Below are 21,805 nucleotides of genomic sequence, written 5' to 3' on the forward strand. Positions count from 1 at the left end.
CCCGTTTCGGCGCCGGACGGCTAGGAGCTGCCTGTTGCCGTTCCGTGGAAGGTGATCGCCCCGGAGGGGCAGACGCCGGTGGCCATGCGTGCGGCCGCGTGGTGGGCGGCGGGTGGTTCGGTGTGGAGGAGGAGTACGAGGCCGTCGTCGGGGTCCTGGTCGAAGACGTCGGGGGCGGTCATGGCGCACATGCCGGCGCCGATACAGCGTTCGCGGTCGACGGTCAGGTGGGGGGCGGTCACTTCGCGTCCCAGGTGACCGGGAGGCTCTTCACGCCGAAGATGTCCGCGGTCTCGGGGCGTAGGACGACCTCGGCCGCCGGTACGGCGAGGCGGAGTGTGGGGAAGCGGTCGACCAGCGCGCGGAAGGCGACGCGCATTTCGACGCGGGCGAGTTGCTGCCCCAGGCACTGGTGGATGCCGTGGCTGAAGGCCAGGTGGCCGGTGGCCTGGCGGTGGAGGTCGAGTGCGTGGGGGTCGGTGAAGCGGTCGGGGTCGCGGTTGGCGGTGTTGTAGGAGAGGAGGACGGTCGTGCCGGCCTTGATCGTCTGGCCGTCCAGCTCGACGTCTTCCAGTGCCGTGCGGTGGAACGTCTTGGCGACGCTCAGATAGCGCAGGAGTTCCTCCACGGCCCCGTCGGTGAGCGCGGGATCGGCGCGCAGCGCGGCGAGTTGCTCCGGGTTCTGCAGCAGCGCGAAGGTGCCGAGGGACAGCATGTTCGCCGTGGTGTCGAACCCGGCGGCCAGGAGGATGAGGCTGATGCCCTTCAGTTCCTCGTCGGTCAGATCGCTGTCGGTGAGTTCGCTGAGGACGTCGTCGGTGGGGTGGGCGCGCTTGGCGGCCACCAGTCGTGCGAGGTACTCCTGCGTCGCGGTGTACGCCGCGATCAGCTCCTCGTCGCTGACCTCGCCGCCCATGAACGCGTCGATCTGCTCCTGGAAGGACGCCCGGTCCTCGTAGGGCACGCCCAGGATCTCGCAGATCACGATGGTGGGGATGGGCTTGGCGAACGCGGTCACCAGGTCCGCCGTCGGCCCGGCCGCCTCCATGGCGTCGAGGCAGTCGGCGGTGATCTGCTCGATCCTCTCGGTGAGCATCCGCATCCGTCGCACGGTGAACTTGCCGACCAGGGGCTTGCGGTAGCGGCTGTGCTCCGGCTCGTCCATGAGGAGGAACTCGCCGGGCGGCGCCGGAGGGAGCTGGAAGTCGACGACGTTCATGAGGTCCTTGCGCGAGCTGAACCGTGGGTCGGCCAGCACCGCTCGCACCATGTCGTACCCGGTGATCAGCCAGCCGGGCTTTCCGCCGGGGTGCGTGTAGCGGCTGAGGGGGCCGTGCCGACGGGCGTCGATCAGCTCGGCCGGAGGGTCGAAGGGGCAGCCGGCCTGACGCTCCGTCGGCAGCGTCGTGACGGTGTGGGGGGATGCGGTCATGGCTCGTCCTCATCTCGCGATATGACGTGTTCGAAGCTGACTGAAAGCTACGTTGCGTTCACTGTGACGTCAATCCAATCTGCATGTTTCTGCAGGTGGATGAAGAGGAATTGATGCAATGACACTGGCGTTGAATGCAACGGTACGTTGCAACGAATGAGGGCAAAGGCAATACTCGCGACGAGGCAGGCCCGGCCTCCGCCTTGCGGTCCTCAGAGGTAGGCCGGCCCGACAGCGGTGCGCGGCACAAGCCGACCGCCGTCACCGGACTCGCCGCGCTCTCGTTGGACGCGATGGCCTCCGTGGCGTACGGACCCGAGGCGATCGTCCCCAGCCCTCACCTCGGCCTTCCCGGGGCTCTACGGCGACCGGCTGTGGATCTGCCTGGCCGTCCCCGTGCTCATCACGGCCGTCGACCTGCGCGGGATCGTCGACTCGGCCCGCGCGTTCATCGTCCCCACGGCCGTCTTCGTCGGCGCGATTCCGGTCCTGATGGTCGTCGGCCTGTTCCGTGACTCCCCTGTCTCGACCGAGGCCTCAACGCGGCTTTCTACGTCGTCCAGTTCGCCACCGTGGTCCTTCTGGCCCTGTCTGCGAACACCTCGTTCGGCGGCCTGCCCGTCCTGCTGAAGCTGCCGGCCCGGGACAACTGCGTCCCGCACGTCTTCGCCTCAAGGCCGACCGCCAGGTGCACCGGAACGGTGTGGTGGGGCTGGCCGTGGTTTCGGCGGCGCTCCTCGTCTTCGAGGCCGTGCACCGCGCGTACGGCAGGATTGGCGAGCGCCTGGGCATCGGCCGGATCCCCGAGCCTCCGCACCGCGAGTGCTCGCTCGGCCGGCCCATCACCTCGTACGTACGCGCACTGCGCGACACCAGGCCCACCACGCGGGCCACCGTCCTCGTACCCGAAGCGGAGCCCGAGCACTTGTGGCAGCGACTGCTGCAGAACCAGCGGGGCGTGGTCGTCGCCCACGCCGTACGACGGGACATGGACGCAGTGGTGTGCCGGCTGAGGTTCCGGCTGGGCTCCCGTTAGCAGGGGCCTTTCCTGGATCGCCTCGTGGAATCGCGTCCTGCCGACTGCCGACTGCCGACCGGCGGGCGCACCGACCAGCGAGGCGCCTTCAGAGGACGGATGGCCCGTCGGTGGCCGTCGGTCGGCCCAAGTACCAGACGGGGCCAGGGTCGGGCACGGCCAGGGGCTGGAAGTCCAGCCGGTCGTAGAACGCGCGGGCCGCGGTGTTCGCACGGACCATGCACAGGTGCACGGCGGGGACGCCGTGTTCGTGCAGCGCCGTGAGCAGGGTGTTCATCAGGGCGCGGCCGTATCCGCGGCCTTGCCACCCGGGCAGCAGGTCGATGTGGAGGTGCGCGGGGTACGCGGTGAGCTCGTCGAGGACCATGCGTTCGGGAGCGTGAAGGAGCCCCGCCATCACGTCGGCCGCGTCGTCGGAGGCCGCGTCGGGTGCCGGGAAGCGCTGCGCGACCAGGGGCAGCCACTCGGTGCGGAACCGCTTCGCGAAGCCGGCGGTGTCGGGCGCGCCGAGGACGTAGCCGACGGCGCGGCCGGCCCCGTCGTCCAGAACGAAGGCGAAGCCCGGCTCCATCTCCACGTACGGGTAGGCGAAGATCGTCGGCATGAGTTCCGGATCGGGGTAGATCGCGGAGGAGTCCTTGCCTTCGTGGGCCGTCTTCACGCAGATCTCGGCGAGCTCGACACGGTCGGAGCTGCGGTAGCGGCGGACGAACGGTTCTGTCTGCATGGACGGGGACGATCCCACACTGGGAGCGCTCCCGCACGGCCTTTTTCGCGGCCGGGGGAGGGGAGCTTCGGTTCGCCGGTCAGTATCGTCCGCGCCCCGACCAGGTACCTGCGTACGGCGATTGAGTACGCGCACTCATGCTGGGACTTCGCGCGGGCCCGAGGATCAGGGCACACCCCCAGACACGAGGAGCCAGCGATGTCCGCCACCCGCCCGACCGTCACTCCCTTGTCGGACGCGCAGCCGAGTTCCGGGTTCATGCGGCCGACACCCGGGTTCACGCAGTCGATGCCCCCCGGGTTCGCGCAGTCCGCCACCGGTCGCCGACTGCCCGCCGTTCTCGCGCTCGCCGTCGTCGTGGCGCTCGCGGTGTCGGCGATCGGCGCGGCCGACCCGACCACCTGGCTGCTGGAGACGGTGTGGGTGATGCTGGGACTGCCGTTGGTGGTCCTGCTGCGTAAGCGGTTCCCGCTGAGTGGTCTGCTGTGCGGCATGTTGGCCGTGCACGCGCTGGTCCTCATCGTGGGTGGGCACTACACGTACGCGGAGGTGCCGGCCGGCGACTGGGTGCGTGACTGGTGGGGTCTGGAGCGCAACCCGTACGACCGGTTCGGCCACCTGATGCAGGGCTTCGTCCCGGCGATCCTGGTGCGGGAACTCCTCGTCCGCACCTCGCCGCTGCGCGGCAGCCGCTGGCTCGCCCCGCTGACCGTCTGTGCGTGCCTCGCCTTCAGCGCCGTCTTCGAGATGCTGGAGTGGCTGGCGGCTGTGACGGGAGGTCAGGCCGCGGATGCCTTCCTCGCCACCCAAGGCGACGTGTGGGACACCCAGTGGGACATGTTCTGCGCCCTGATCGGCGCCGTGTCCTCCCTGCTCCTTCTCAGCCGCCTCCACGACCGGGCTCTCACGCGTTGGATCCGCGGCTGAGGAGGCGCAGGGCCGGGCGCGAGGCCGGGTTGTGCGTCGGGTGCCGGTCCCTGAATGTGTGGGGTCCGCCGGGTGTGTGAGGCCTGCCGGGTGTGTGGGGTCCGCCGGGTGTGTGAGGCCTGCCGGGTGTGTGGGGTCCGCCGGGTGTGTGAGGCCTGCCGGGTGCGTGGGGTCCGTCAGGTGCGTGGGGTCCGCCGCCACCCGGTGTCAGCGGCGGCGCGTACGGTCTGCGCATGGTTGATCATCAGGAGACCCCCGCGGCAGCGATAGACGACTTCGCGACCTGGGGGCCGGTGCTGCGGCTCCTGCTGGCCGAACAACGGCAGAGGCACGCCGACGGGCCCGTCCGGGTGGTGGGACGAATCGGTCGGGGCGGTTGGAGTCTGGCTCTGAAGCGAAGGATGCCGCCGCCCGGCCGGGCCGCTCAGGTGGAGGACATGCAGGAGGAGTTCGACGCGGTGGAGCGGGTGCAGGGTGCGCTCGCGGATGCCGGAGTCGACGACGTCTCGTTCTCGGCGACGATCCAACCGAACGGGAAGACCGTGCTGCGCTTGATGGGCCCCAGCCCCGCCGTGCAACCCGGCCTCGGCACCCCGCACCCGGGGGAGCTCCTCTTCGTCGACGGCGCCCTCCCCGAACCGTGGCGCCGTCTGCCCGAGCCGGCCCCCGAGGCGGTGCCTGCCGCTTCGGTGGACGTGGAACTGCTGGAGCGGACGCTGCGCGAGCGCTTGCCGGACGCCATCGGCGCGACGGAGGAGGAGATCGCCGCCGCCGAAGCGCGCCTCGGCATCGCCCTCCCCGACGAGCTCAAGACGCTCTACCGGGTGACACGAGCCCGGTGGGAAGACCGGGTCGACGACTACGAAGCGGCGGAACGCGAGTGCGAGGCCGTCGGCTGCGAACTCTTCGACCTCGACGGCCTGTACGTCGCCGACGCGTCGTCCCGCCCCTGCCGCTGGGAGTTCGCGGCGATGGAGGCGGTCGACACCCCGCCCGATTCCATGGTGCAGGGTCTCGTCGGCTCGCCCGGCTGGATCGCCTTCGGCGACAACGGCGGCGGAGACCGCCTGGCCGTCGACCTGACACCCGGCCCCCGTGGGCACAGGGGACAGATCATCATGCTCTCCCACGAGGAGAACGCCGGCGCCCGACTCGTCGCCGACTCCCTCACCGACCTGGTTCTGGGCCGGCTCGGCACGGATCAGCCCGGCAGGCCGGATGCCGATCAGCCGTCCGCCGTGGCCCGCGTCAACGCCGTGAGCCTGAAGAGCGTCCAGGCCGCGGCCCACCCCGGCTTGGAGGTCCTGTCCATCGGCAGGTGGGACGGTGAGCCCTTCAGCCTCGCCCCCGTCACCGGGCTGCCTCGTCTGCGTACCCTCACCGCCTACCCCGGCACCCTGGCCGACCCCCTGGAGATCGCCGAGCTCACCGGTCTTGAGTTCCTGGAACTCGGCCCGGAAGACTGGCGCCGCCTCCTGGACGCCGGAGCCGTACCGCGCAGCCTGTCGGCCGCAGCCATCGATGCACCGCGCGACCACGACCCTTTGCCCATCGTGGCCATGGCGAACGAGATCCTGGCGCTCTGGGACCGGCCTCAGATCATCCAGACGGTGATCGAAGGGGCCCTCGCTCCTCTGGCGTAGCCGGCGAGGTCGACGCGCAACGGTTCGCCGACTCGGCCGGCGAACCGTCACGGGAGTCCGGCCCTAGCTCAGCGTCTGCACCGCGGCCGCGTCGTACGGCTTCAGCTCGTCGGTCCGCCCCGCGAGGACCTTCGCCGCCCATTCCGGGTCCTGGAGCAGCGCGCGGCCGACGGCGACCATGTCGAACTCGTCGCGCTCCAGGCGGTCGAGGAGCTCGTCGATGCCCTGAACCGGGGCGCCCTTGCCCGCGAAGGCGTGGATGAAGTCGCCGTCGAGGCCGACCGAGCCGACGGTGATGGTGGGCTTGCCCGTGAGCTTCTTGGTCCAGCCCGCCAGGTTCAGGTCCGAGCCTTCGAACTCGGATATCCAGTGGCGGCGGGTGGAGGCGTGGAAGACGTCGACGCCGGCGGCGGCGAGCGGCGTGAGGATCGCCTCCAGCTCCTCGGGCGTCTCGGCGAGCCGCGCGTCGTACGCGTCCTGCTTCCACTGCGAGTAGCGGAAGATCACCGGGAAGTCGGCCGACACGGTCGCGCGGACCGCGGCCACGATCTCGGCCGCGAACTTCGTGCGGGCCACGGGGTCGCCGCCGTAGGCGTCGGTACGGCGGTTCGTCCCGGCCCACAGGAACTGGTCGAGGAGGTAGCCGTGGGCGCCGTGCAGCTCGACGCCGTCGAAGCCGATGCGCTCGGCGGCCGCGGCGGCCTCGGCGAAGGCGCCGATGACGTCGTCCAGGTCGCCCTGCGTCATCGCCTTGCCCGTGCCCTCGGTGCCGTCGGGGCGGATGCCGGAGGGGCCCATGGCCGGGGCGTCCGCGTACGGCGCCTGGCCCTGCTTGCGCACCATGCCGATGTGCCACAGCTGCGGCACGATCGTGCCGCCCGCCGCGTGCACGTCCTCGGCGACCTTCGCCCATCCCGCGAGCTGCTCCTCGCCGTGGAACCGCGGCACGCGGTCGCTCTGCCCGGCCGAGTCGTGGCCGACGTACGTCCCCTCGGTGACGATCAGGCCCACGCCGGCGGCGGCACGGCGGGCGTAGTACGACCGCACGTCCTCGCCGGGGATGCCGCCGGGGGAGAACATGCGCGTCATGGGTGCCATGACGATGCGGTTCGGGACGGTCAGGCCGTTCAGCGCGACGGGCCGGGACAGGATCTCGGCCGCGCGGGAGGTGGGGGACGCGGTGACGGTCACAGGGACGCTCCTCATGGCTACTACTTGACAACCTTGATGCTTGAGAACTTCATGTAACGAGACGACGGTAGAGGTCGTTACTTGAGGTAGTCAAGTATCTCCGGGTAGAGTGACCCTCATGACAGAAGCTCCCCGCGTCGACACGGCCCAGCTCATGGAGCTGCTCTCCGTGTCGCTCGGCGTCTACTACGGTGACTTCACCGTCGCGGCCGCGAGCGAGAACCTCACGGCGAGCCAAGGCAAGGCCCTCACCGTGCTCCGCCGCGGACCCGCCGCCATGCGCGCCCTGGCCGAGACCATGACCTGCGACGCCTCCAACATGACCGGGATCATCGACCGGCTGGAGAAGCGCGGCCTCGTCCGCCGCGAGGCCGATCCCTCCGACCGGCGCGTCAAGAACGTCATCCTCACCCCCGAGGGCGAGCGCGTCACCGACTCCATCCGCGCGAAGATGCACACCACGCACGAGGGCCTCGACCGACTCGACGCCCAGGACCGGCACTCCCTGCAGACCCTTCTGGAACGAGTCTTCGCCCCCGCGCCCCCGACCTGAGCCTTGCCCCCCCCAGCGGACCCGGCATCACCTGGTCACCTGGTCACGTCGAGTTCATGAACCAGTGGGTGTCGAAGTAGCGGGCCATGGTGAACGGGTGGTCGGCCTCCAGGAGGATGCGACAGACGAACTCCGCCGTCGAGCAGCCGAAGGGGACGAGCTCGCCGTCGAACGTCTGCACCGCGACGGACCAGCGGTCGGGGTCCCCCTCGTCGATCTGCCAGCAGTACAGGTTCTCGTGCTCGGTCCCCGCCCATATGAGCAGGCCGTCTTCCCTGAGGTCGGTCCACGGTTCCTGGTTCAGGTCGAGATAACCGTCGAACGATCCTCTCCCGAACGTTTCCACCATCCGCTTGTAGTCGCCGGGAAGCCGCATGCCCACGCGCGCCTCGACCCCTCCCCAGTCGATGCCCGGGCGTCGCGGCGGCAGGGTTTGGCCGGTGATGCCGATCAGCCGCTCAACCCAGTCTTCGTCCCGGCCGCTCACCCATGCAGCCGGCTTCTGCACCCGCCGCGGCACGGTCGCCAGCACCGGGAGCACGTCCCCCTGCGCGTCCTCTGCGGTCCCGGCGCCGATCCACTGCCCTCCGTAGGCCCACGCCACCACCGTCTCGCCCCGGCCTTCGAGGACGGTGAGGAGACCCCCGCCACGAGCCTCGTCCACGGTCGGCTCCGTGAGCCCGTCCCGGACCAGCGCCCGTGGCACCCCATGACGGTCGGCCAGTCTCTCGACGAGCGCCTGCGGGTCGACATCCCATGACAGGTACAGAACGCCGTTCGGTTCGGCCAGTCGGGCCAGCAGGTCGTTGAGCATCGAATGCGTGAACTCCATGAAGGACAGGAAAGCGCACTCCACTGACAACGCCCCGGGATCCCGCTCGGAGGCCAGCTCTCTGGATGGTGCCGGCGCCCCGGCCCGACGGCGCCTTGGCCCGCGCCTCAGCGGAACTCGTGGACCACCTGGATCTCGCCGACGAGGTGAGCGTTGAAGTCGTCGAGCTCCTCGGCCGGAACCCACAGCTCGAGGATCGTCTGCCCGCCCGCCTGCTGCACGGGATACCGGCACAAGAAGTCCGACTCGACCTCGAAGCGGGTGACGAAGCCGGCGCCGTCGTGCTTCACGTTCCAGTCCCGCGCGATCCTGATCGCGTAGTCCTCGTTGAGGACCGGGTAGAAGATCGGCTGCTCGGGCAGCCGGGGCGGCCAGGCGCGCCAATCGAGCTCCCGCACCAACTCCAGCTCCTTGGGGCCGGTGGGGCGCCACAGGGTCGTGGTTGCTCGCTGGCTGGTCATGCGTGGAACTCTCTCCGTGCGTGTGGGCGGCTGCGCCGACGGGGTCGGAGACCGGACGTTACCGGCCCGGTGAACTCGGCATCCAGGGAGTTTCCGCACCTGGGCAGTTCCCTGACCTGCGTGCGGCAGCAGAAGAGCGCGGCTGCGATCCCGACGAAGGCCAGGATGTGCCCGGCCTTGCGCCGCGAGCGGAGCCAACGCCACAGGGCGGTCGCGTACCGGAGCGGGCTGCGGAGAGGCCGGGGAGCAGCGGGCTCAGACGGCGACGGAGAGCAGGTCCACCACGAAGACGAGGGTCGACCCCGCCGGGATCAAGGAGGAGGGCGACTGGTTGCCGTAGCCGAGGCGCGGGGGAATGATGATCTCGCGCCGACCGCCGACCTTCATTCCCCTCACCCCGCGGTCCCAGCCCTTGATGACCCGTCCGCCGCCGATGGCGAACTTGAACGGTTGGCCCCGGTCCCAGGAAGCGTCGAACTCCTTTCCGGACTCGAAGGTGACGCCGACGTAGTGAACCTGGACGACCCTGCCCGGCTTTGCCTCAAGACCGTCCCCGACGACGAGGTCGCGGAATGTCAGCTCGGTGGGAGCGTCGCCCTCGGGAACGACGATCTCGGGCTTCGTCGGTTCGCTCATTGCAGCCTCGTCTACTCTCCGCCGGAAGTCCTCGTGTGGACCCGCCGAGCGCATGGTCGTGGTGACTCCACGTAGTAGATCATCATGCCGCCGGGGAAATGCTGATCCTCTGATCCCCTGGCACCCTGGCCCGTGGTCAGCTGATGAGTGACTGAGTGAGCGCGGGGTAGCGGCGGGTCAGCGAGTCTCCGGGCATGTAGATGCTGAAGTTGATGAGGGCGCCGGGTGCGGTGACGGGTTGGGCGAGGCACGTCGTGAGCCAGCCGGGCCCGTGGACGGCGTGGCGCAAGGGGAGCTCGGAGCCGTCGTAGAAGGGGGTGGGGGCGGAGGCGTGGTCACGGTAGAGCGGTCCGGCGACGGGATCGTCGAGGACGTCGTGTTCGAGACGGGTGAGCCCGCCGTTGTCAGGGCGCAGTTCCACGCTGTGCTTCAGCGTGGGCATCATGACCGGAAGCCATCGCGTCTCCCAGTCCACCAGGACATCGGAGCGGGCCTCTGGATCCAGAAGCATCCATCGCATGATGTTGGCTGGGCCCTGCCCGCGTGGAAAGAGCCGACGGAAGTCCTCGTTGCTGGCGATGACGTTGAATTCGACATCACTGATGTATGCCAAGGTGCCGTCGACCTGGTCGATGACCCGCTGCCACACTCCCGCTATCGCCATGCCTGAGCTGCTGTGCAGAGGGTAGGGAGGATTCTCCCTGCGGGTGATCCGCCAGAGGAATGCCCATTCCTGCTCATCCAGCCTCAGCGTCCTGGCGACCGCGGTGAGAAGGTCCGTGCCGGGGCTGGCGAGCTGGCTGTTCTCGAACCGGTTGTACGTCCCCTGGGTCCGCGTGAGCAGCACGTCCATCTGCTCCTGGCTCAGCCCGGTGGCCCGCCGGCCGGGTCCGGGCATCCGTTGGGGGAACCCCATGGTCACCGGGTCGATCGCGGCGCGCCGAGTCTGAAGCATCGCTTTGAGACGGCCTCGGTCATTGCTGGACTGCTCCATCCGGCACTCACCCCTCGTTCGTGTCGTGCTGTCAGCGTCAGACAGTGCCTCCCATCATCTGTGCGTTCCGCCCTGGAAAGCGTGATCATGTGGTGAAGGCCCATCCCCGGAGGCCGGAAGTAGCTGATCCCCATGTCGGGGCCGCCGGGGTGTGGTGGTGAGGGGGCTGGGGGCAGTCGACCCGCGCCTTGGGAGCGTTGCCCGCGGCGGCCTGGGAGTCGGTCCGTATCGGCGCGCGGGTCGGCCCCCGCATCAGAGTCCGGTTCCGCGCCTCGGGGCGTGAGCTGGGACCTGATACGGGGGCCGGTGTGTACGTGCCTCCGTTACGGCGTTTCGGGTGTTCAGGTGTTCAGGTGTTCAGGGCGTTGCGGTCGGGCGGAAGCTCTGTGCGGGGGAGCCGTCGCAGGTGCGCTGGACGAGCTGGACGCCGGTTGTGGCGGATCCGCCGGCGGTGAGGCACTTGCCGCTGTGGCGGGCGACGAGGTGGTAGCGGCCGGATGGTTCGCTCACGGGGAGCCACTGCTGGTTGGTGCCGCCCCCGTAGGCCCACAGTTGGAGTGGCGCGCCGTCGGTCGTCGATCGGTCGGTGACGTCGAGGACCTGCTGAGGGGCGTTGCGGACGCCGATGCGGCTGTAGCCGTCGGTGGTGGCGGTGAAGCGGAACTGCTGGGCCTGGGTGCCGTTGCAGGTGTACTGCTGGACGGCGGTGCCGTTGGCCGTGCCCGCTGCTCGGGCGTCGACGCACAGGTCGTTGGACTCGCCGGCGAGGGTGTACCAGGAGTCTCCGGGGAACGGGGCGGGCGGGGTGGTGCCGACGCCGGCGAGCCATCGGAGGCCGTCGAGGAGGAGGCGGTTCTGGGTGGGGCTCGCGAAGGTCGAGGAGAGCCGCGTGTTGGTCGAGTAGTTCATGGCGTTGTGGCCGAAGTTGGCGTACAGCATGCGGTACTGGGTGTTGGTCCAGACGAGCGGGTAGTCACCGCTGTACCAGGACTGGTTGGGGTCGGTGCCCAGCGGGAAGCTGGAGGGGTCGACCGAGGCGAGCACCTTGATCGACGGGTTGGACCGCAGGTTGTTCGACCAGCTGTACCACTCGCTGACGGCGGAGGTCCATGTCGCGGGAAGCCCGGCGGCGGCCGGGTGGGAGCCGTTCTCCGTGCGGACGACGGCGGTGGTCGGCCCCCAGGTGTTGGAGCGGAAGTTCCCGCTGCCCAGGAACTGGTTGTAGTACCAGTTCCAGCTGGAGGCGTTCGTGGTGAAGGCCGAGACGTGGAAGCCGAGCCAGCCTCCGCCGGCCCGCATGTAGCGTTCGAACCCGGCGCGTTGGGCGGCGCTCTGGGGAGCGTCGTCGAGGAAGAGGACGACGTCGTAGGCGTCCACGCCGCCGTTGGCGAGGAGGTCCCAGTCGGTGGTCGCCGTGTAGGAGAAGTTCTGGGCCGCGGCGGTCTTGGGGAACCAGTCGTTGGCCTCCTTCACGAAGTCGATGTGGGCCGCGTCCCAGGTGCCGTTGTAGAACGCGATCACGCGGAAGTCCGGTGCGGCCGGGGCGGCATGGGCGGGTACGCCGGCTCCGAGTCCGAGGACCAGGCCCATCAGAGCGAGAAGTCGGGGCACGAGCCGGGGAAGGAGCCCGGGTGCGAGTCGGGGCATGAGCCTGGGCAGGAGCCTGGGCAGGAGTCGGTTCACGGGTAGCTCACCAGGTTCGCGACGTTGGTGGAGGAGTTGGACGGGCCGCCGCGGTCGTTGACGACGTGGCGGATCGTGCCGGTGCCGCCGAGCGAGACGGTGACCATGTTCCGGAAGCGGACGTCGGGACGGTTGGGCGCCTCGATGGCGTGCTCGGCGGTGACACCGGGGTTGACGTTGAAGTAGCAGTAGCTGCCGAGGCCGTACGCCTGGTGGCTGGTCACCGAGTCGGCGACCTTGTAGGCGGCGTAGCCCTGGGTGGTGCCGTTCATCCAGGACGCCTGGTTGGGCGGGTCGTACGGCATCTCGTTCTGGTAGAAGTACGTCCGTCCCCGGTTCCCGTTCCAGAGCGTCTGGTGCTTCTGGTAGTGCTCGACGAACAGGCCGTACATGGTGACGTCGTCGCCGTTGACGATCAGGCCCGTGTCGGCGGTGTTCACGGTCCAGCCCACCCCGGAACCGTGGTCGGCGCGCCAGACCCAGAGGTGGTCGCCGATGACGTGGTCGCTGTTGACGACCAGGCTGGTGGTGGCCTTGCCCACGCCCGCGCCGCCGACGCGGAAGTACACGTCGTGGAGCGAGGTCGGGTTCGCCGCGTGGGAGGCGGACGACCCGGCGGGGCCGAGCTCCAGCAGAGCCGGAGAGTTGACCGTACCGGCGTCGAAGAGGACACCCGCGATCTTCACGCCGTCGACGTCGGCGACGGTCATCGCCGTGATCCCGTTGTCGGGGACGAAGGTCGCGAGGCCGAGACCGAGGATCACGGTGTCCGGGCGGGTCACCCGCAGGGTCTGGTCGAGGTGGTACACCCCCGGGGTGACGAGCAGGTCCTTGCCGTCGGCGAGGGCGGCGTTGATCCCGGCCGCCGTCGCGCCCGGCTTCACGACGAAGAACCGGTCGATGCCGAGCTGCGTCCCGGCGGGAGTGCCGCCGGCCGTCCAGCTCGCGCCGGTCGAGTCGGTGCGCGGGGCGGGCACGACGACCTTGTACGCGCCGGTGGCGTCCACGGTGAGGTACGGCTTCTCCCGCACGACGGGGGAGCGGTCCACCGTCGTGTACGGCGGGTTCGGGAAGCTCGTACCGGGGACGCCCTGGCTGCCGACGAAGACCATGTTCCAGTTCGAACCGGTCCAGGAACCGAGCTGCGAGTTCCGCGTCAGCCACTGCTGCTGGGTGCCGGACCGCACCTGGCCGTCGATCTTCGAGTCGGCCATGAACCCGCCGCTCGACCAACCGCCGTCGCTCAGCTCCAGGTTGCCGCGCACATGCATCCGGCGGTACGCCGAGGCCTGCGAGACGGCCCAGCGGTCGGTGCCGCCGGTGGGGGTGACGGAGAGGTTCTCGGCACCGCGCCAGAAGTTCTGCGTCGCGTTCTGCGGCGGGAACCAGTCGGCCTCCACGTGCACGGCGCCGTTGATCGTCACGGAGTCGGGCGACGCGCCGAGGCCGACGACCTGGGTGTAGAAGCCGACGTTGACATCGTTGTTGTACGTGCCCGGCTTGAAGAGGACGGCGTACCGCTCCGTGCCGAACTGGTTCGTCTCCTGGCGCTGGAAGATGGTGTTCAGCCGGCCCTGGACGGTCGCCGAGGGCATCGACGGGTCGAGGACGACGACGTTCGGACCCAGGTCGACGTCGCCCGGCGCGGTGCCGACCGGCGCGATCCGGAAGCGCTGCGCGCCCGTGCCGTTGCAGGCGTACTGGACGAGCTGCACGCTGTCGGCCGTGGACGCGGCGGGCACGTCGAGGCACTTGCCGCTGTTGCGGTTGACCAGACGGAAGGTTCCGTCCCCCTCGTCGACGGCCCGCCACTGCTGGTTGAGCCCACCGCCGTACGCCCACAGGTGTACGGGGGCGTTGTCGGCGGTCGAGACGTCACTGACGTCCACGACCTGGGCGGTGTCGTTCCGGCTGCCGATCCTGACGTGCCCGTCCGACGTCGGCGCCACGCTCCACTGCTGCGCGGTGGTGCCGTTGCACGCGTACTGCTGGACGACGGTGCCGTTGGCCGTCGCGGCGGCGCGGGCATCGAGGCACTTCCCGCTGCCGGAGTTGACGACGGTGACCGTCCCGGTGGGGATCTCCGCCGCGGCCGCCGTGACAGTCGAGGCCGCCGCGACGGCCGAGGGCGCCGCGGAGGACGCGGGGGAGAGGGCGACGAGAGCCGAGGACACCGCGGCGCCCGCGACGAGGACCGCTCCCAGGCGTCGGGGGCGCGAACGGGCGCGGGCGGGACGGGGAGGCACGGCGCTCCCGGAGCGGATGGTGGGAGGGGCGGACATGCGGGCTCCTTGACGTGTACGGGTACGTGCGCGGGCGCGGGTGTGCGAACGGGTACGGCGAGGCCGGCCGCGCGGGTCAGCCGTTGTAGGCCGCGAGGATCCGGGTGAACTCCCATGCCTGCTGCCCGATGCCGGAGCAGGTGTCGGCGCCGCCGCCCGAGCACGGACGGTCGCGGTTGACGGACCAGAAGGTCAGACGGGCGAGGTGACGCTGCTGCGCGTAGGCGAGGATGGTGCGGAAGTCGGCCTGGGTGATGGTCTCGCCCACGTCGGTGACGCCGTTCATCGAGGAGATACCGGTGTGGCGGTAGGCCTGGTCGTCGCTGTAGCCGTACGCGTTCTTCACGGCGGTCTTGAGCCCCTCCGCCGCACGGACGGTGAGGGTCCCCATGTTCTGTCCGTTGCCGCCGAAGTTGAACGGCATGATGGTCCAGCTGTCGACCGTGAGACCCGCCGCGGCGGCGCGGTTGACGAGTCCGGTGTCAGGGCCGTTCTGGCCGGTGCCGAACGTGACGTACACCTTCAGGCCGGGGTTCGCGGCCTTCACGGTCTTCAGGGCGTCCACCGTGCGCTGCTGCACGGTGGGGCTGTCGTACGCCGCGGCCTCGATGTCGATGTCGATCGCCTTCAGGCCGTACGCGTTGATGACCTTCTGGTACGCGGCTGCAAGCTCACCGGCACTGGAGCACGAGCTCTCCAGCTTGTTGCCACTCCATCCGCCGAACGAAGGGATCACATCGCCGCCGGCCGCCCGGACCGTGTTGACCGTCTGCTGGTCGATGCCGCCGATCAAGGGACGGCCGCCGTCCCACTGCGGGTTGCAGTATCCGTTGCTGAGGACGAAGGCGAGCGTGAACCACTTGACCCCGGTCGCGCTCATCACCGTCGTCGGGCTCGGCGGGCTGCCCCATCCGTTGTAGAGATACGGAGCGACAGCCATGGCGCCCCCAGGCGCCGGCCCCGTCCCACCGGCCGGCGGCGCCGTCCACTTCTGGTTCGCCGCGCCGGTACACGTCCATATCTGCAGCCGGGTCCCGTTGGCCGAGCTGTTGCCCGTCGCATCCAGACACTTGTCCGCCTGCGGATTGACGATGTCGCGCGCCGCCGTCACCGTCCACCGCTGCGCCGCGGAACCATTGCACTCCCACAGCTGCACGGTCGTGCCACTGGCCGTTCCGCCCGACGTCACGTCCAGGCACTTGCCCAGCGCCCTGATGGTTCCGTCGCTGCCCACGTCCCAGCTCTGGGCCGCCGTGTCGTTGCAGTCGTAGATCTGAACAGCGGTCCCATTGGCCGGGTTCGCCCCGGCCGCGTCGACGCACTTGCCGCCGATGCCGGTGATCCGGCCGACAGAGGCCTCAGCAGGGGCAGTCGCCACAGTGAGACCGCCGGCGGCGAGGGCGAGGGCCGCCAGGGTGACGGGCACGCGGGTTCGTTGCATGGGAGTCCTCTCGGGTGGGGGCGGCTCGTCGGAGAGACGGAGCGCCGGAGGAGGGCTGAGCAATGGGGTGGCATTCAAGAAGAGTTCACGGATGTGAACAGCACCCCACTTTCTGAGCGATGAAAGTAAAGGTCTGAACCAGGCGTGTCAAGACGTCGAGCATTCAGTCCTTGAACACACAACGCCACAGGCTGGTAGGGAAGTTGGGAAATGCGGATTGCTGAGGTGAAGTCTTGACGGCAAATGTGCGCGAACGTCGGTCGGGGTGGCCTCAGGTAGGAGGACCTCCCTGGGCCTGCGTCCAGGAGCATCGTCCATGGACGAGAACGCTCGCCAGGCTTCTCCGTCACCACGCGAACCGCTCCTGGATGGCGGACGTTGCAGGGGGTTCGGGGGAGGCGAAGTCCCTCGGCTCCGTCGTGCTTGGTCTGTCCGTCCGTTTAACTTGGCCTCGCCTGAGCCAGATCGGAGGCAAGTAGACCGCTGGTGGACTACGCCAACGGCCGTCCCTTCGTCTGGGTGGATGACGAGCAGAGCGAGTTGGATCAGGCGTATGTGACTGCCCGCCATGCAGGGCCCGGGCTCCTGCACCACGTCAACCCTCGGGTCGGACTTCGGGAGAGCGACTTCCACGCCCTCGCCGACTTCGCCCGATCCCTGGACACACCACGAGCCACCTGCTGAGTGCGCCAAGCGCGGCGAATTCTGCCGGTCGGACCCCCCCCGAGAGTCGCCGAGTGTCGGGGCGCCGGGGCCCCGTGTCGGTCCCGTGTGTGGCCGCTGCGCAAGGATTCGGGGGACGTTCCGTCAGTTCAGTCGCAGATCCCGAGATGCAGGATGGTGGCCCAGTCGCTGGTGACCAACAGCAAGTTGCGCCACCCTATGTCGCCCGTGTGTGGGCCGCCGACGTCACCGGAGTGTCGTACGGGCCCGAGGTGCGCTTCGATGAGGTCGGCGACGCCATGGGCGAGCTCGCCTGCACGCCGGATCTGAGCGGGCGTGCGCAGGCTGGGGTCTGCGTACCTGTGGGTGGGTTGCATGAACCCGTCGGTTACCTGGCGCCGGAGAATGTCCCGCCAGGCCTGTGGTGGTTCGAAGGGGTCGACGGGCGTTCGCAGCTGGTGTCCGCTGGCCCCCGCGTCGTACACCGCTTGAGCGAGAGCCGTCATCCGGTCATGGCCGCGTGTCGTCCCGGCCCCGGAGATTACGGGGGCTACGGGGACTACGGGGAAGAGGGATATGGCCGGCATGTGGTTGCAGTCGGCCAGCAGGTCCTCGAGTTCTTCAGCCGCGACTGACACCGCGTCTGGAGCGTCGAGTGGGTTCAGCATGGAGCGCCTTCCACGGGGCCGTCTCGCTGTCGCTGTTCAGCCGGATCCTGGTCTTCATGTGTTCAGCCGCGGCGGGGGAGCCCTGATGTGGGATGCGGCGTCAGCGGAGAGTGCGGCGGTACCGACCAGGGTGAGGATCGTGCTGTGCGGTACCGAACCGAACCGAACGGCCGCGGTCGCTCAGGCGCGCCTGCCGGCGCCGTGAAGGAGGGTGTCGATGATGCGGGCGGCGAGGGTGTCCGGGTCGGTGTCGTTCGGCTCGTTGTGGAGCGATTCCCCGATGAGGGCGTAGTAGACACGGCGCACCCATTCGAGGTCGGCGGCTTCGTCGATGAGGTTGTCGGCCTGGGCGCGCTTCAGTACGGCGATGCAACGGCGGGCGATGTCCTGCTGGAGGGCGGCGGCCTCGCTGCCCGGGTCTTCGGGGAGTCCCAGGGCGAAGGCCCAGGCGCCCTTGACCTGGAGGACGTTGGCTGTGATGCGGTGCATCGCCACCAGCGGTGGTGCGGTGTCGGGCCTGCCATCGTCCACGGCTTGGGCGAGCTGGCGGGCGGCGGATGTCGCGAGTGCTTCGACGAGTGCCTGTCGGTGGGCGAACCGGCGGTGGATCGTCGTCCGGGACACCCCCGCGGCCGCGGCGATCTGTTCCATGGACGCGCCGGGGTCTTCGGCGAGCACGTGCTCCGCCGCCTCCAGGATCGCGCGGATGCTGCGCTCCGCGTCCGCCCGCAAGGGCTGTGCCGCCTTCTCGCCCATCATGCCTCCCAATCGACCACTTACCTGCAGAGATGTTACACCTGCGCTGCGGCCGACCGAAGAAATGCAACATAGCTGTTGCAGATATGCGGGAAAGGGGTACGCTCAGTCTCAGTTGCCATCGGCTGACGGAGGAACTCATGAACAGCACTGCCCTCATCACTGGCGCGTCGTCCGGCCTCGGCGCCGAGTTCGCCGAGCAGCTCGCAGCCCGCGGGCACGACGTGATCCTGGTGGCACGTTCGGGCGACCGCTTGGCCGCACTTGCCAACCGCCTGACCGGCGAGCACGGCGTCCGTGCTCACGTGCTGGTCCAGGACCTCGCGCAACCGGACGCGGCCGGACGCATCGCCGAGGACCTCGCCGCCCGCGGCCTGCGAGTCGATCTCCTGGTCAACAATGCGGGCTTCGGCACCTGTGGCCGCTTCGAGGAGATATCCGGGGCCCGCGACCACGACCAGCTGATGGTGAACGTCGTCGCGCTCGTCGACCTCACCCATGAACTGCTTCCCGGCATGCTGGAGCGCGGCCACGGCGCGGTCGTCAACGTCGCGTCCAACGCCGCCTTCCAGCCCTCCCCGTACTTCGCCGTCTACGGCGCGGCGAAGTCCTTCGTCCTGAACTTCGGCCTCGCGCTGCGCCAGGAGTACCGGCGACGCGGCATCCGCGTCCTCACCTTGTGCCCCGGCCCCGTGGAGACCGCCTTCTTCGAGGCCATCGGAACCCGCAAGGCGGCCGTCACAGGGTCGATGAGCACCCCCGAGTCGGTCGTCCGTACCGCGCTGCGCGCGCTGGACCGCGACCGCGGATACGCCGCCCCCGGACTCGGCAACGCCCTGACCGCGCACCTGACGCCCCGCCGCCCCCGCACCCTGGTCGCCGCGATCGCCGAACGCATCACCCGCAAGGTCCTGACCCCGGAGGTCACCGCACCCATGCCGCGGGAGAACGCCGCATGAGTGAGTACGCCCCGTCTGTGGAGCCTCATCTGGGCAGGCTGCCCGTGGGCGCGGCGACGGCTGCACCCCTCAGCGTCACTGACTACCCGGTCTTCGCCGAACGCCCGATCCGGTAGGCCTTGGCCAAGCGTCGCCGAAGGAGGCCGACGCCGTACTGCGTTCCAGATCGCTGCACCCCGGCCCCAGTTGCTCGATCCCGGTGTCCGATTGGCCGACCCGCTGATGTGGCGGCGTGGTGCCGTGGCGCCGCGGGAAGCCACTGCGCACCGTATCGACCCGGGCTGTAAACCCGTGGGTTGATGCCCGCGTCAGTGATCAAACCGTGGGCTGATGCTGCATCAGAGCCGCACGTGACAGCGTTTGTTCGTGCCCACGGACTGGCCGTCGCGGCACGAATGACGATTCGTCTCCGCGGGAGGGACATTGACCACCATGCCGTTCATCGGCCGTAAGGACATGACGCGTCGCCGGGTGCTGGGAGCCGCACTGGCCGTCGGGGCCGCCGCTCCGCTTGGCGTCTTCGCCGGCCCCGCGTGGGCGGAGGGCGCGGGGACGCCCGCTCCGACGCGGCTCACGTTGCCCGTGCCCACCGGGCCGTACCCGGTGGGCACGGTTCCGCTGCGGCTCGTCGACCGGTCGCGCCCGGACGGCATCGCGGGGCCCGGGCGCTTCCGGGAGCTGATGGCCACGATCTGGTACCCCGCCCGGGACGTCGAGCAGTACCCGGTGGCGCCCTGGATGCCGGCCGGGGCGCTTCAGGCGTTCCTCGCCGACGTGGGGTTCGGTGCCCTTGTGCCCCTGGCGCCGCTCACCTCCGGCCACGTGGGTGCGCCCGTGCGGCGGTCGGGCCGGCGGATGCCCGTCGTCGTGTTCTCGCACGGTGCGCACAGTCACCAGGGCGACCACACCATCGTGGTCCAAGAGCTCGCCAGCCACGGATACGCGGTGGTGACGGTGGCTCACACATACGACACGTACACCGATTTCCCCGACGGCAGGGTCGCCGTCCCGCTCTACGACCGGGATGCGCCGACGCTGCCCGGGGACTTTGCAGCGGATCTGCGCTTCGTACTCGACTGCGTCGAGCAGCTGGCCGCCGGGTGCAATCCGGACGCGGACCGGCGGGAACTGCCGGCCGGGCTGCTCGGCTCCCTGGACCCGCGGCGCATGGGTGCGTTCGGGTGGTCGAAGGGCGGGACGGCCACCGCATGCGCCATGCTCGCGGACGAGCGCATCAGGGCCGGGCTGAGCCTCGACGCCCCGATGCAGATGAACCCGCCCTTGGCCGGGGACTTGGACCGGCCGTTCATGATGGTCTCAGCCGAGTTCACCCGAGCCACCGACCCGCCGGTCGCCGCGTTCTGGTCGCACCTGCGGGGTCGGCGGCTGAACATCCAGGCACAGGGCGCCGTCCACGTGTCCTACGGTGACAACGAGGCGCTGTTCCCCCAGGTGGCGAAGCTGTCCGGATGGAGCGCGGAGCAGCTCCAGGACGTGATCGGCACCCTCGATCCCGACCAGGCCGTGAGGATCCAGCAGGCGTACCCGCTCGCGTTCTTCGACGAGCACCTGCGCCACCGCCGGGGGCACCTGCTCGACGGGCCGTCCCCGGCGTTCCCGGCAGTGACGTTCCTTCCGTGAGTACCCGCGAACGTGGGGCCGAGGTCCGCCGCCGGCACCCCGGGGGAGTGGGGCGGCCGGACGGGCATCCACTCGACGGGATTCCTGGCCGGATCGTAGCTCGGGCGCTGGGGGGTCGCTGATCGGTTGCTTGCCGTTCGAGCGCGGCAGGACACGCGAGGTTGGCCACCCGCCTCCTCGTCCTTCTCCTCCTCGTCCTTCTCCTCCTGGGCATGTCCTGATCTGACAGATCCTGGTCATTGCAGTCATGCCCGACCGGGCAGAATGATCAAGGCATGCCCCAACCGCACCGCGTCGTGATCGTCGCCTTCCCCGGCATCGAGCTGCTGGACGCCACCGGACCTGCCGAGGTGTTCTCGGTCGCCACCAGGGTCGGAGGAGCCGACCGGCGCGGCTACGTCGTGCGGATCGCGACGGCGGACGGCGGCCCGGTGACGACCTCCAGTGGCGTGCGGCTGATGGCCGACATGGCCTTCGAGGACGTGGCCGGGCCGATCGACACCCTGTTGGTGTCGGGGGCGATCGAGCTCGTGGGCGACGGTGTGGAACCGGTGATCGACCACGAGGTCACCGCGTGGCTGCGCCGTGCGGCACCCCGGGCGCGGCGGATCGGATCGGTCTGCGCGGGGGCGCACCTGCTGGCCGCCGCCGGGCTCCTGGAGGGGAGGCCCGCCACGACCCACTGGCTCACCGCGGGGCGGCTGGCCGCCGAGCATCCGGGCGTACGGGTGGATCCCGATCCGATCTTCATTCGGGACGGACGGGTGTGGACCTGCGCCGGCGTCACGTCGGGGATGGACATGGCGCTGGCCATGGTCGCCGAGGACCACGGCCAGGACCTCGCGCTCGCGACGGCCCGGATGATGGTGATGTACGTCAAACGCTCCGGCGGGCAGAGCCAGTTCAGCGTGCCGCTGTCCGTCCGGGACTCCTCGGACGACCGGATCGACGAGCTGCGCAGGTGGATCACCGAGCACCTCGCCGAGGACCTGTCCCTCGAAGCCCTGGCGGCCCGTACGCACCTGAGCGCGCGCCACTTCGCCCGGCTGTTCCGCCGGAGCACTTCCACGACACCGGCCGCCTACGTGGAGGCTGCCAGGCTCGAGGCCGCCCGCCGGATGCTGGAGGACAGCGACCGGGGCCTGCCGGAGGTAGCCGCCGCCAGCGGCCTGGGCTCCGTGGAAACGCTGCACCGCGTCTTCCGGCGGCGACTGGGCACCACCCCGGCCGAATACCGCCGCCGCTTCTGACCCACCACCACCCGCGGCGTCCGCCGTTCG

General features: G+C 69.8%; 19 protein-coding genes and 2 pseudogenes. 8 read left to right on the forward strand and 13 right to left on the reverse strand.

Going from position 1 to position 21,805, the window contains the following annotated elements:
- Positions 1-20: 20 nt before the first annotated feature.
- Together ACFCY7_RS29175 and ACFCY7_RS29180 are read right to left on the reverse strand one after the other, a co-directional pair.
- On the reverse strand, positions 21-242 hold the full coding sequence (locus ACFCY7_RS29175; protein ID WP_376489047.1) for a ferredoxin: 222 nt from the start codon (positions 240-242) through the stop codon (positions 21-23).
- Positions 239-1,432, reverse strand: a complete 1,194-nt coding sequence (locus ACFCY7_RS29180; protein ID WP_376489048.1) for a cytochrome P450 — start codon at positions 1,430-1,432, stop codon at positions 239-241. The genes ACFCY7_RS29175 and ACFCY7_RS29180 overlap by 4 nt, the downstream gene beginning before the upstream one ends.
- 134 nt (positions 1,433-1,566) lie before the next feature.
- On the opposite strand from ACFCY7_RS29180, the pseudogene ACFCY7_RS29185 reads away from it, so the two are divergent.
- Positions 1,567-2,468, forward strand: a pseudogene (locus ACFCY7_RS29185) (hypothetical protein).
- Between the two features lie 88 nt (positions 2,469-2,556).
- On the opposite strand, the gene ACFCY7_RS29190 reads toward ACFCY7_RS29185, so the two are convergent.
- Complete coding sequence (locus tag ACFCY7_RS29190) at positions 2,557-3,195, reverse strand: GNAT family N-acetyltransferase (protein ID WP_376489049.1); 639 nt, start codon at positions 3,193-3,195, stop codon at positions 2,557-2,559.
- 198 nt (positions 3,196-3,393) lie between these two features.
- Between ACFCY7_RS29190 and ACFCY7_RS29195 the strand changes: the two genes are divergently transcribed.
- A complete protein-coding gene (locus ACFCY7_RS29195) occupies positions 3,394-4,122 on the forward strand; it encodes a DUF2238 domain-containing protein (RefSeq protein ID WP_376489050.1) in 729 nt (242 codons plus the stop codon).
- A gap of 233 nt (positions 4,123-4,355) precedes the next feature.
- Positions 4,356-5,765 carry an SMI1/KNR4 family protein gene (locus ACFCY7_RS29200; protein WP_376489051.1) on the forward strand — a complete coding sequence of 470 codons (1,410 nt, stop codon included), beginning with the start codon at positions 4,356-4,358 and terminating at the stop codon, positions 5,763-5,765.
- A 63-nt stretch (positions 5,766-5,828) separates the two neighbouring features.
- On the opposite strand, the gene ACFCY7_RS29205 is transcribed toward ACFCY7_RS29200, so the two are convergent.
- On the reverse strand, positions 5,829-6,956 hold the full coding sequence (locus tag ACFCY7_RS29205; protein ID WP_376489052.1) for an NADH:flavin oxidoreductase: 1,128 nt from the start codon (positions 6,954-6,956) through the stop codon (positions 5,829-5,831).
- Positions 6,957-7,074: 118 nt separating this feature from the next.
- On the opposite strand from ACFCY7_RS29205, the gene ACFCY7_RS29210 reads away from it, so the two are divergent.
- Complete coding sequence (locus ACFCY7_RS29210; protein WP_376489053.1) at positions 7,075-7,509, forward strand: MarR family winged helix-turn-helix transcriptional regulator; 435 nt, start codon at positions 7,075-7,077, stop codon at positions 7,507-7,509.
- 43 nt (positions 7,510-7,552) lie between these two features.
- Here ACFCY7_RS29210 and ACFCY7_RS29215 read toward each other — a convergent pair whose 3' ends face one another.
- The 7 genes from ACFCY7_RS29215 to ACFCY7_RS29245 all read right to left on the reverse strand — a co-directional run bounded on the left by ACFCY7_RS29215 (position 7,553) and on the right by ACFCY7_RS29245 (position 15,838).
- Entirely contained in the window at positions 7,553-8,341 is a 789-nt protein-coding gene (locus tag ACFCY7_RS29215; RefSeq protein ID WP_376489054.1) for a hypothetical protein, read from the reverse strand.
- A gap of 107 nt (positions 8,342-8,448) precedes the next feature.
- Positions 8,449-8,802 (reverse strand): hypothetical protein, encoded by a 354-nt coding sequence (locus tag ACFCY7_RS29220; RefSeq protein WP_376489055.1) that lies wholly within the window; start codon positions 8,800-8,802, stop codon positions 8,449-8,451.
- Positions 8,803-9,057: 255 nt separating this feature from the next.
- Positions 9,058-9,438, reverse strand: a complete 381-nt coding sequence (locus tag ACFCY7_RS29225) for an FKBP-type peptidyl-prolyl cis-trans isomerase (protein ID WP_376489056.1) — start codon at positions 9,436-9,438, stop codon at positions 9,058-9,060.
- Positions 9,439-9,574: 136 nt separating this feature from the next.
- Positions 9,575-10,432, reverse strand: coding sequence for an XRE family transcriptional regulator (locus ACFCY7_RS29230; RefSeq protein WP_376489057.1), 858 nt, complete (start codon positions 10,430-10,432; stop codon positions 9,575-9,577).
- Between the two features lie 357 nt (positions 10,433-10,789).
- Positions 10,790-12,079, reverse strand: coding sequence for a ThuA domain-containing protein (locus ACFCY7_RS29235; protein WP_376489070.1), 1,290 nt, complete (start codon positions 12,077-12,079; stop codon positions 10,790-10,792).
- A gap of 32 nt (positions 12,080-12,111) precedes the next feature.
- Entirely contained in the window at positions 12,112-14,397 is a 2,286-nt protein-coding gene (locus tag ACFCY7_RS29240) for an RICIN domain-containing protein (protein WP_376489058.1), read from the reverse strand.
- A 76-nt stretch (positions 14,398-14,473) separates the two neighbouring features.
- Positions 14,474-15,838, reverse strand: coding sequence for a ricin-type beta-trefoil lectin domain protein (locus tag ACFCY7_RS29245; RefSeq protein ID WP_376489059.1), 1,365 nt, complete (start codon positions 15,836-15,838; stop codon positions 14,474-14,476).
- 480 nt (positions 15,839-16,318) lie between these two features.
- On the opposite strand from ACFCY7_RS29245, the pseudogene ACFCY7_RS29250 reads away from it, so the two are divergent.
- Positions 16,319-16,522 (forward strand): annotated as a pseudogene (locus tag ACFCY7_RS29250) (hypothetical protein); the annotation flags it as partial.
- A gap of 128 nt (positions 16,523-16,650) precedes the next feature.
- Here ACFCY7_RS29250 and ACFCY7_RS29255 read toward each other — a convergent pair.
- Positions 16,651-17,169, reverse strand: coding sequence for a hypothetical protein (locus ACFCY7_RS29255; protein ID WP_376489060.1), 519 nt, complete (start codon positions 17,167-17,169; stop codon positions 16,651-16,653).
- A 180-nt stretch (positions 17,170-17,349) separates the two neighbouring features.
- Entirely contained in the window at positions 17,350-17,928 is a 579-nt protein-coding gene (locus ACFCY7_RS29260) for a TetR/AcrR family transcriptional regulator (RefSeq protein WP_376489061.1), read from the reverse strand.
- A 137-nt stretch (positions 17,929-18,065) separates the two neighbouring features.
- On the opposite strand from ACFCY7_RS29260, the gene ACFCY7_RS29265 reads away from it, so the two are divergent.
- The 3 genes from ACFCY7_RS29265 to ACFCY7_RS29275 all read left to right on the forward strand — a co-directional run bounded on the left by ACFCY7_RS29265 (position 18,066) and on the right by ACFCY7_RS29275 (position 21,775).
- Positions 18,066-18,884, forward strand: coding sequence for an SDR family NAD(P)-dependent oxidoreductase (locus ACFCY7_RS29265; RefSeq protein WP_376489062.1), 819 nt, complete (start codon positions 18,066-18,068; stop codon positions 18,882-18,884).
- A 432-nt stretch (positions 18,885-19,316) separates the two neighbouring features.
- Complete coding sequence (locus ACFCY7_RS29270; protein ID WP_376489063.1) at positions 19,317-20,525, forward strand: alpha/beta hydrolase family protein; 1,209 nt, start codon at positions 19,317-19,319, stop codon at positions 20,523-20,525.
- Positions 20,526-20,800: 275 nt separating this feature from the next.
- Entirely contained in the window at positions 20,801-21,775 is a 975-nt protein-coding gene (locus tag ACFCY7_RS29275; RefSeq protein ID WP_376489064.1) for a GlxA family transcriptional regulator, read from the forward strand.
- Positions 21,776-21,805 lie beyond the last annotated feature (30 nt).

This window comes from Streptomyces sp. NPDC056361 (genome assembly GCF_042262805.1).
GTDB lineage: Bacteria > Actinomycetota > Actinomycetes > Streptomycetales > Streptomycetaceae > Streptomyces.

Bases quoted from the DNA above. Each gene is read 5' to 3' on its own strand.
- ACFCY7_RS29270 (WP_376489063.1), top strand. From the start codon at position 19,317: ATGCCGTTCATCGGCCGTAAGGACATGACGCGTCGCCGGGTGCTGGGA.
- ACFCY7_RS29195 (WP_376489050.1), top strand. From the start codon at position 3,394: ATGTCCGCCACCCGCCCGACCGTCACTCCCTTGTCGGACGCGCAGCCG.
- ACFCY7_RS29245 (WP_376489059.1), bottom strand. From the start codon at position 15,838: ATGCAACGAACCCGCGTGCCCGTCACCCTGGCGGCCCTCGCCCTCGCC.
- ACFCY7_RS29200 (WP_376489051.1), top strand. From the start codon at position 4,356: ATGGTTGATCATCAGGAGACCCCCGCGGCAGCGATAGACGACTTCGCG.
- ACFCY7_RS29265 (WP_376489062.1), top strand. From the start codon at position 18,066: ATGAACAGCACTGCCCTCATCACTGGCGCGTCGTCCGGCCTCGGCGCC.
- ACFCY7_RS29275 (WP_376489064.1), top strand. From the start codon at position 20,801: ATGCCCCAACCGCACCGCGTCGTGATCGTCGCCTTCCCCGGCATCGAG.
- ACFCY7_RS29240 (WP_376489058.1), bottom strand. From the start codon at position 14,397: ATGTCCGCCCCTCCCACCATCCGCTCCGGGAGCGCCGTGCCTCCCCGT.
- ACFCY7_RS29220 (WP_376489055.1), bottom strand. From the start codon at position 8,802: ATGACCAGCCAGCGAGCAACCACGACCCTGTGGCGCCCCACCGGCCCC.
- ACFCY7_RS29260 (WP_376489061.1), bottom strand. From the start codon at position 17,928: ATGATGGGCGAGAAGGCGGCACAGCCCTTGCGGGCGGACGCGGAGCGC.
- ACFCY7_RS29180 (WP_376489048.1), bottom strand. From the start codon at position 1,432: ATGACCGCATCCCCCCACACCGTCACGACGCTGCCGACGGAGCGTCAG.
- ACFCY7_RS29190 (WP_376489049.1), bottom strand. From the start codon at position 3,195: ATGCAGACAGAACCGTTCGTCCGCCGCTACCGCAGCTCCGACCGTGTC.
- ACFCY7_RS29215 (WP_376489054.1), bottom strand. From the start codon at position 8,341: ATGGAGTTCACGCATTCGATGCTCAACGACCTGCTGGCCCGACTGGCC.
- ACFCY7_RS29230 (WP_376489057.1), bottom strand. From the start codon at position 10,432: ATGGAGCAGTCCAGCAATGACCGAGGCCGTCTCAAAGCGATGCTTCAG.
- ACFCY7_RS29210 (WP_376489053.1), top strand. From the start codon at position 7,075: ATGACAGAAGCTCCCCGCGTCGACACGGCCCAGCTCATGGAGCTGCTC.
- ACFCY7_RS29235 (WP_376489070.1), bottom strand. From the start codon at position 12,079: ATGCCCCGACTCGCACCCGGGCTCCTTCCCCGGCTCGTGCCCCGACTT.
- ACFCY7_RS29225 (WP_376489056.1), bottom strand. From the start codon at position 9,438: ATGAGCGAACCGACGAAGCCCGAGATCGTCGTTCCCGAGGGCGACGCT.
- ACFCY7_RS29255 (WP_376489060.1), bottom strand. From the start codon at position 17,169: ATGCTGAACCCACTCGACGCTCCAGACGCGGTGTCAGTCGCGGCTGAA.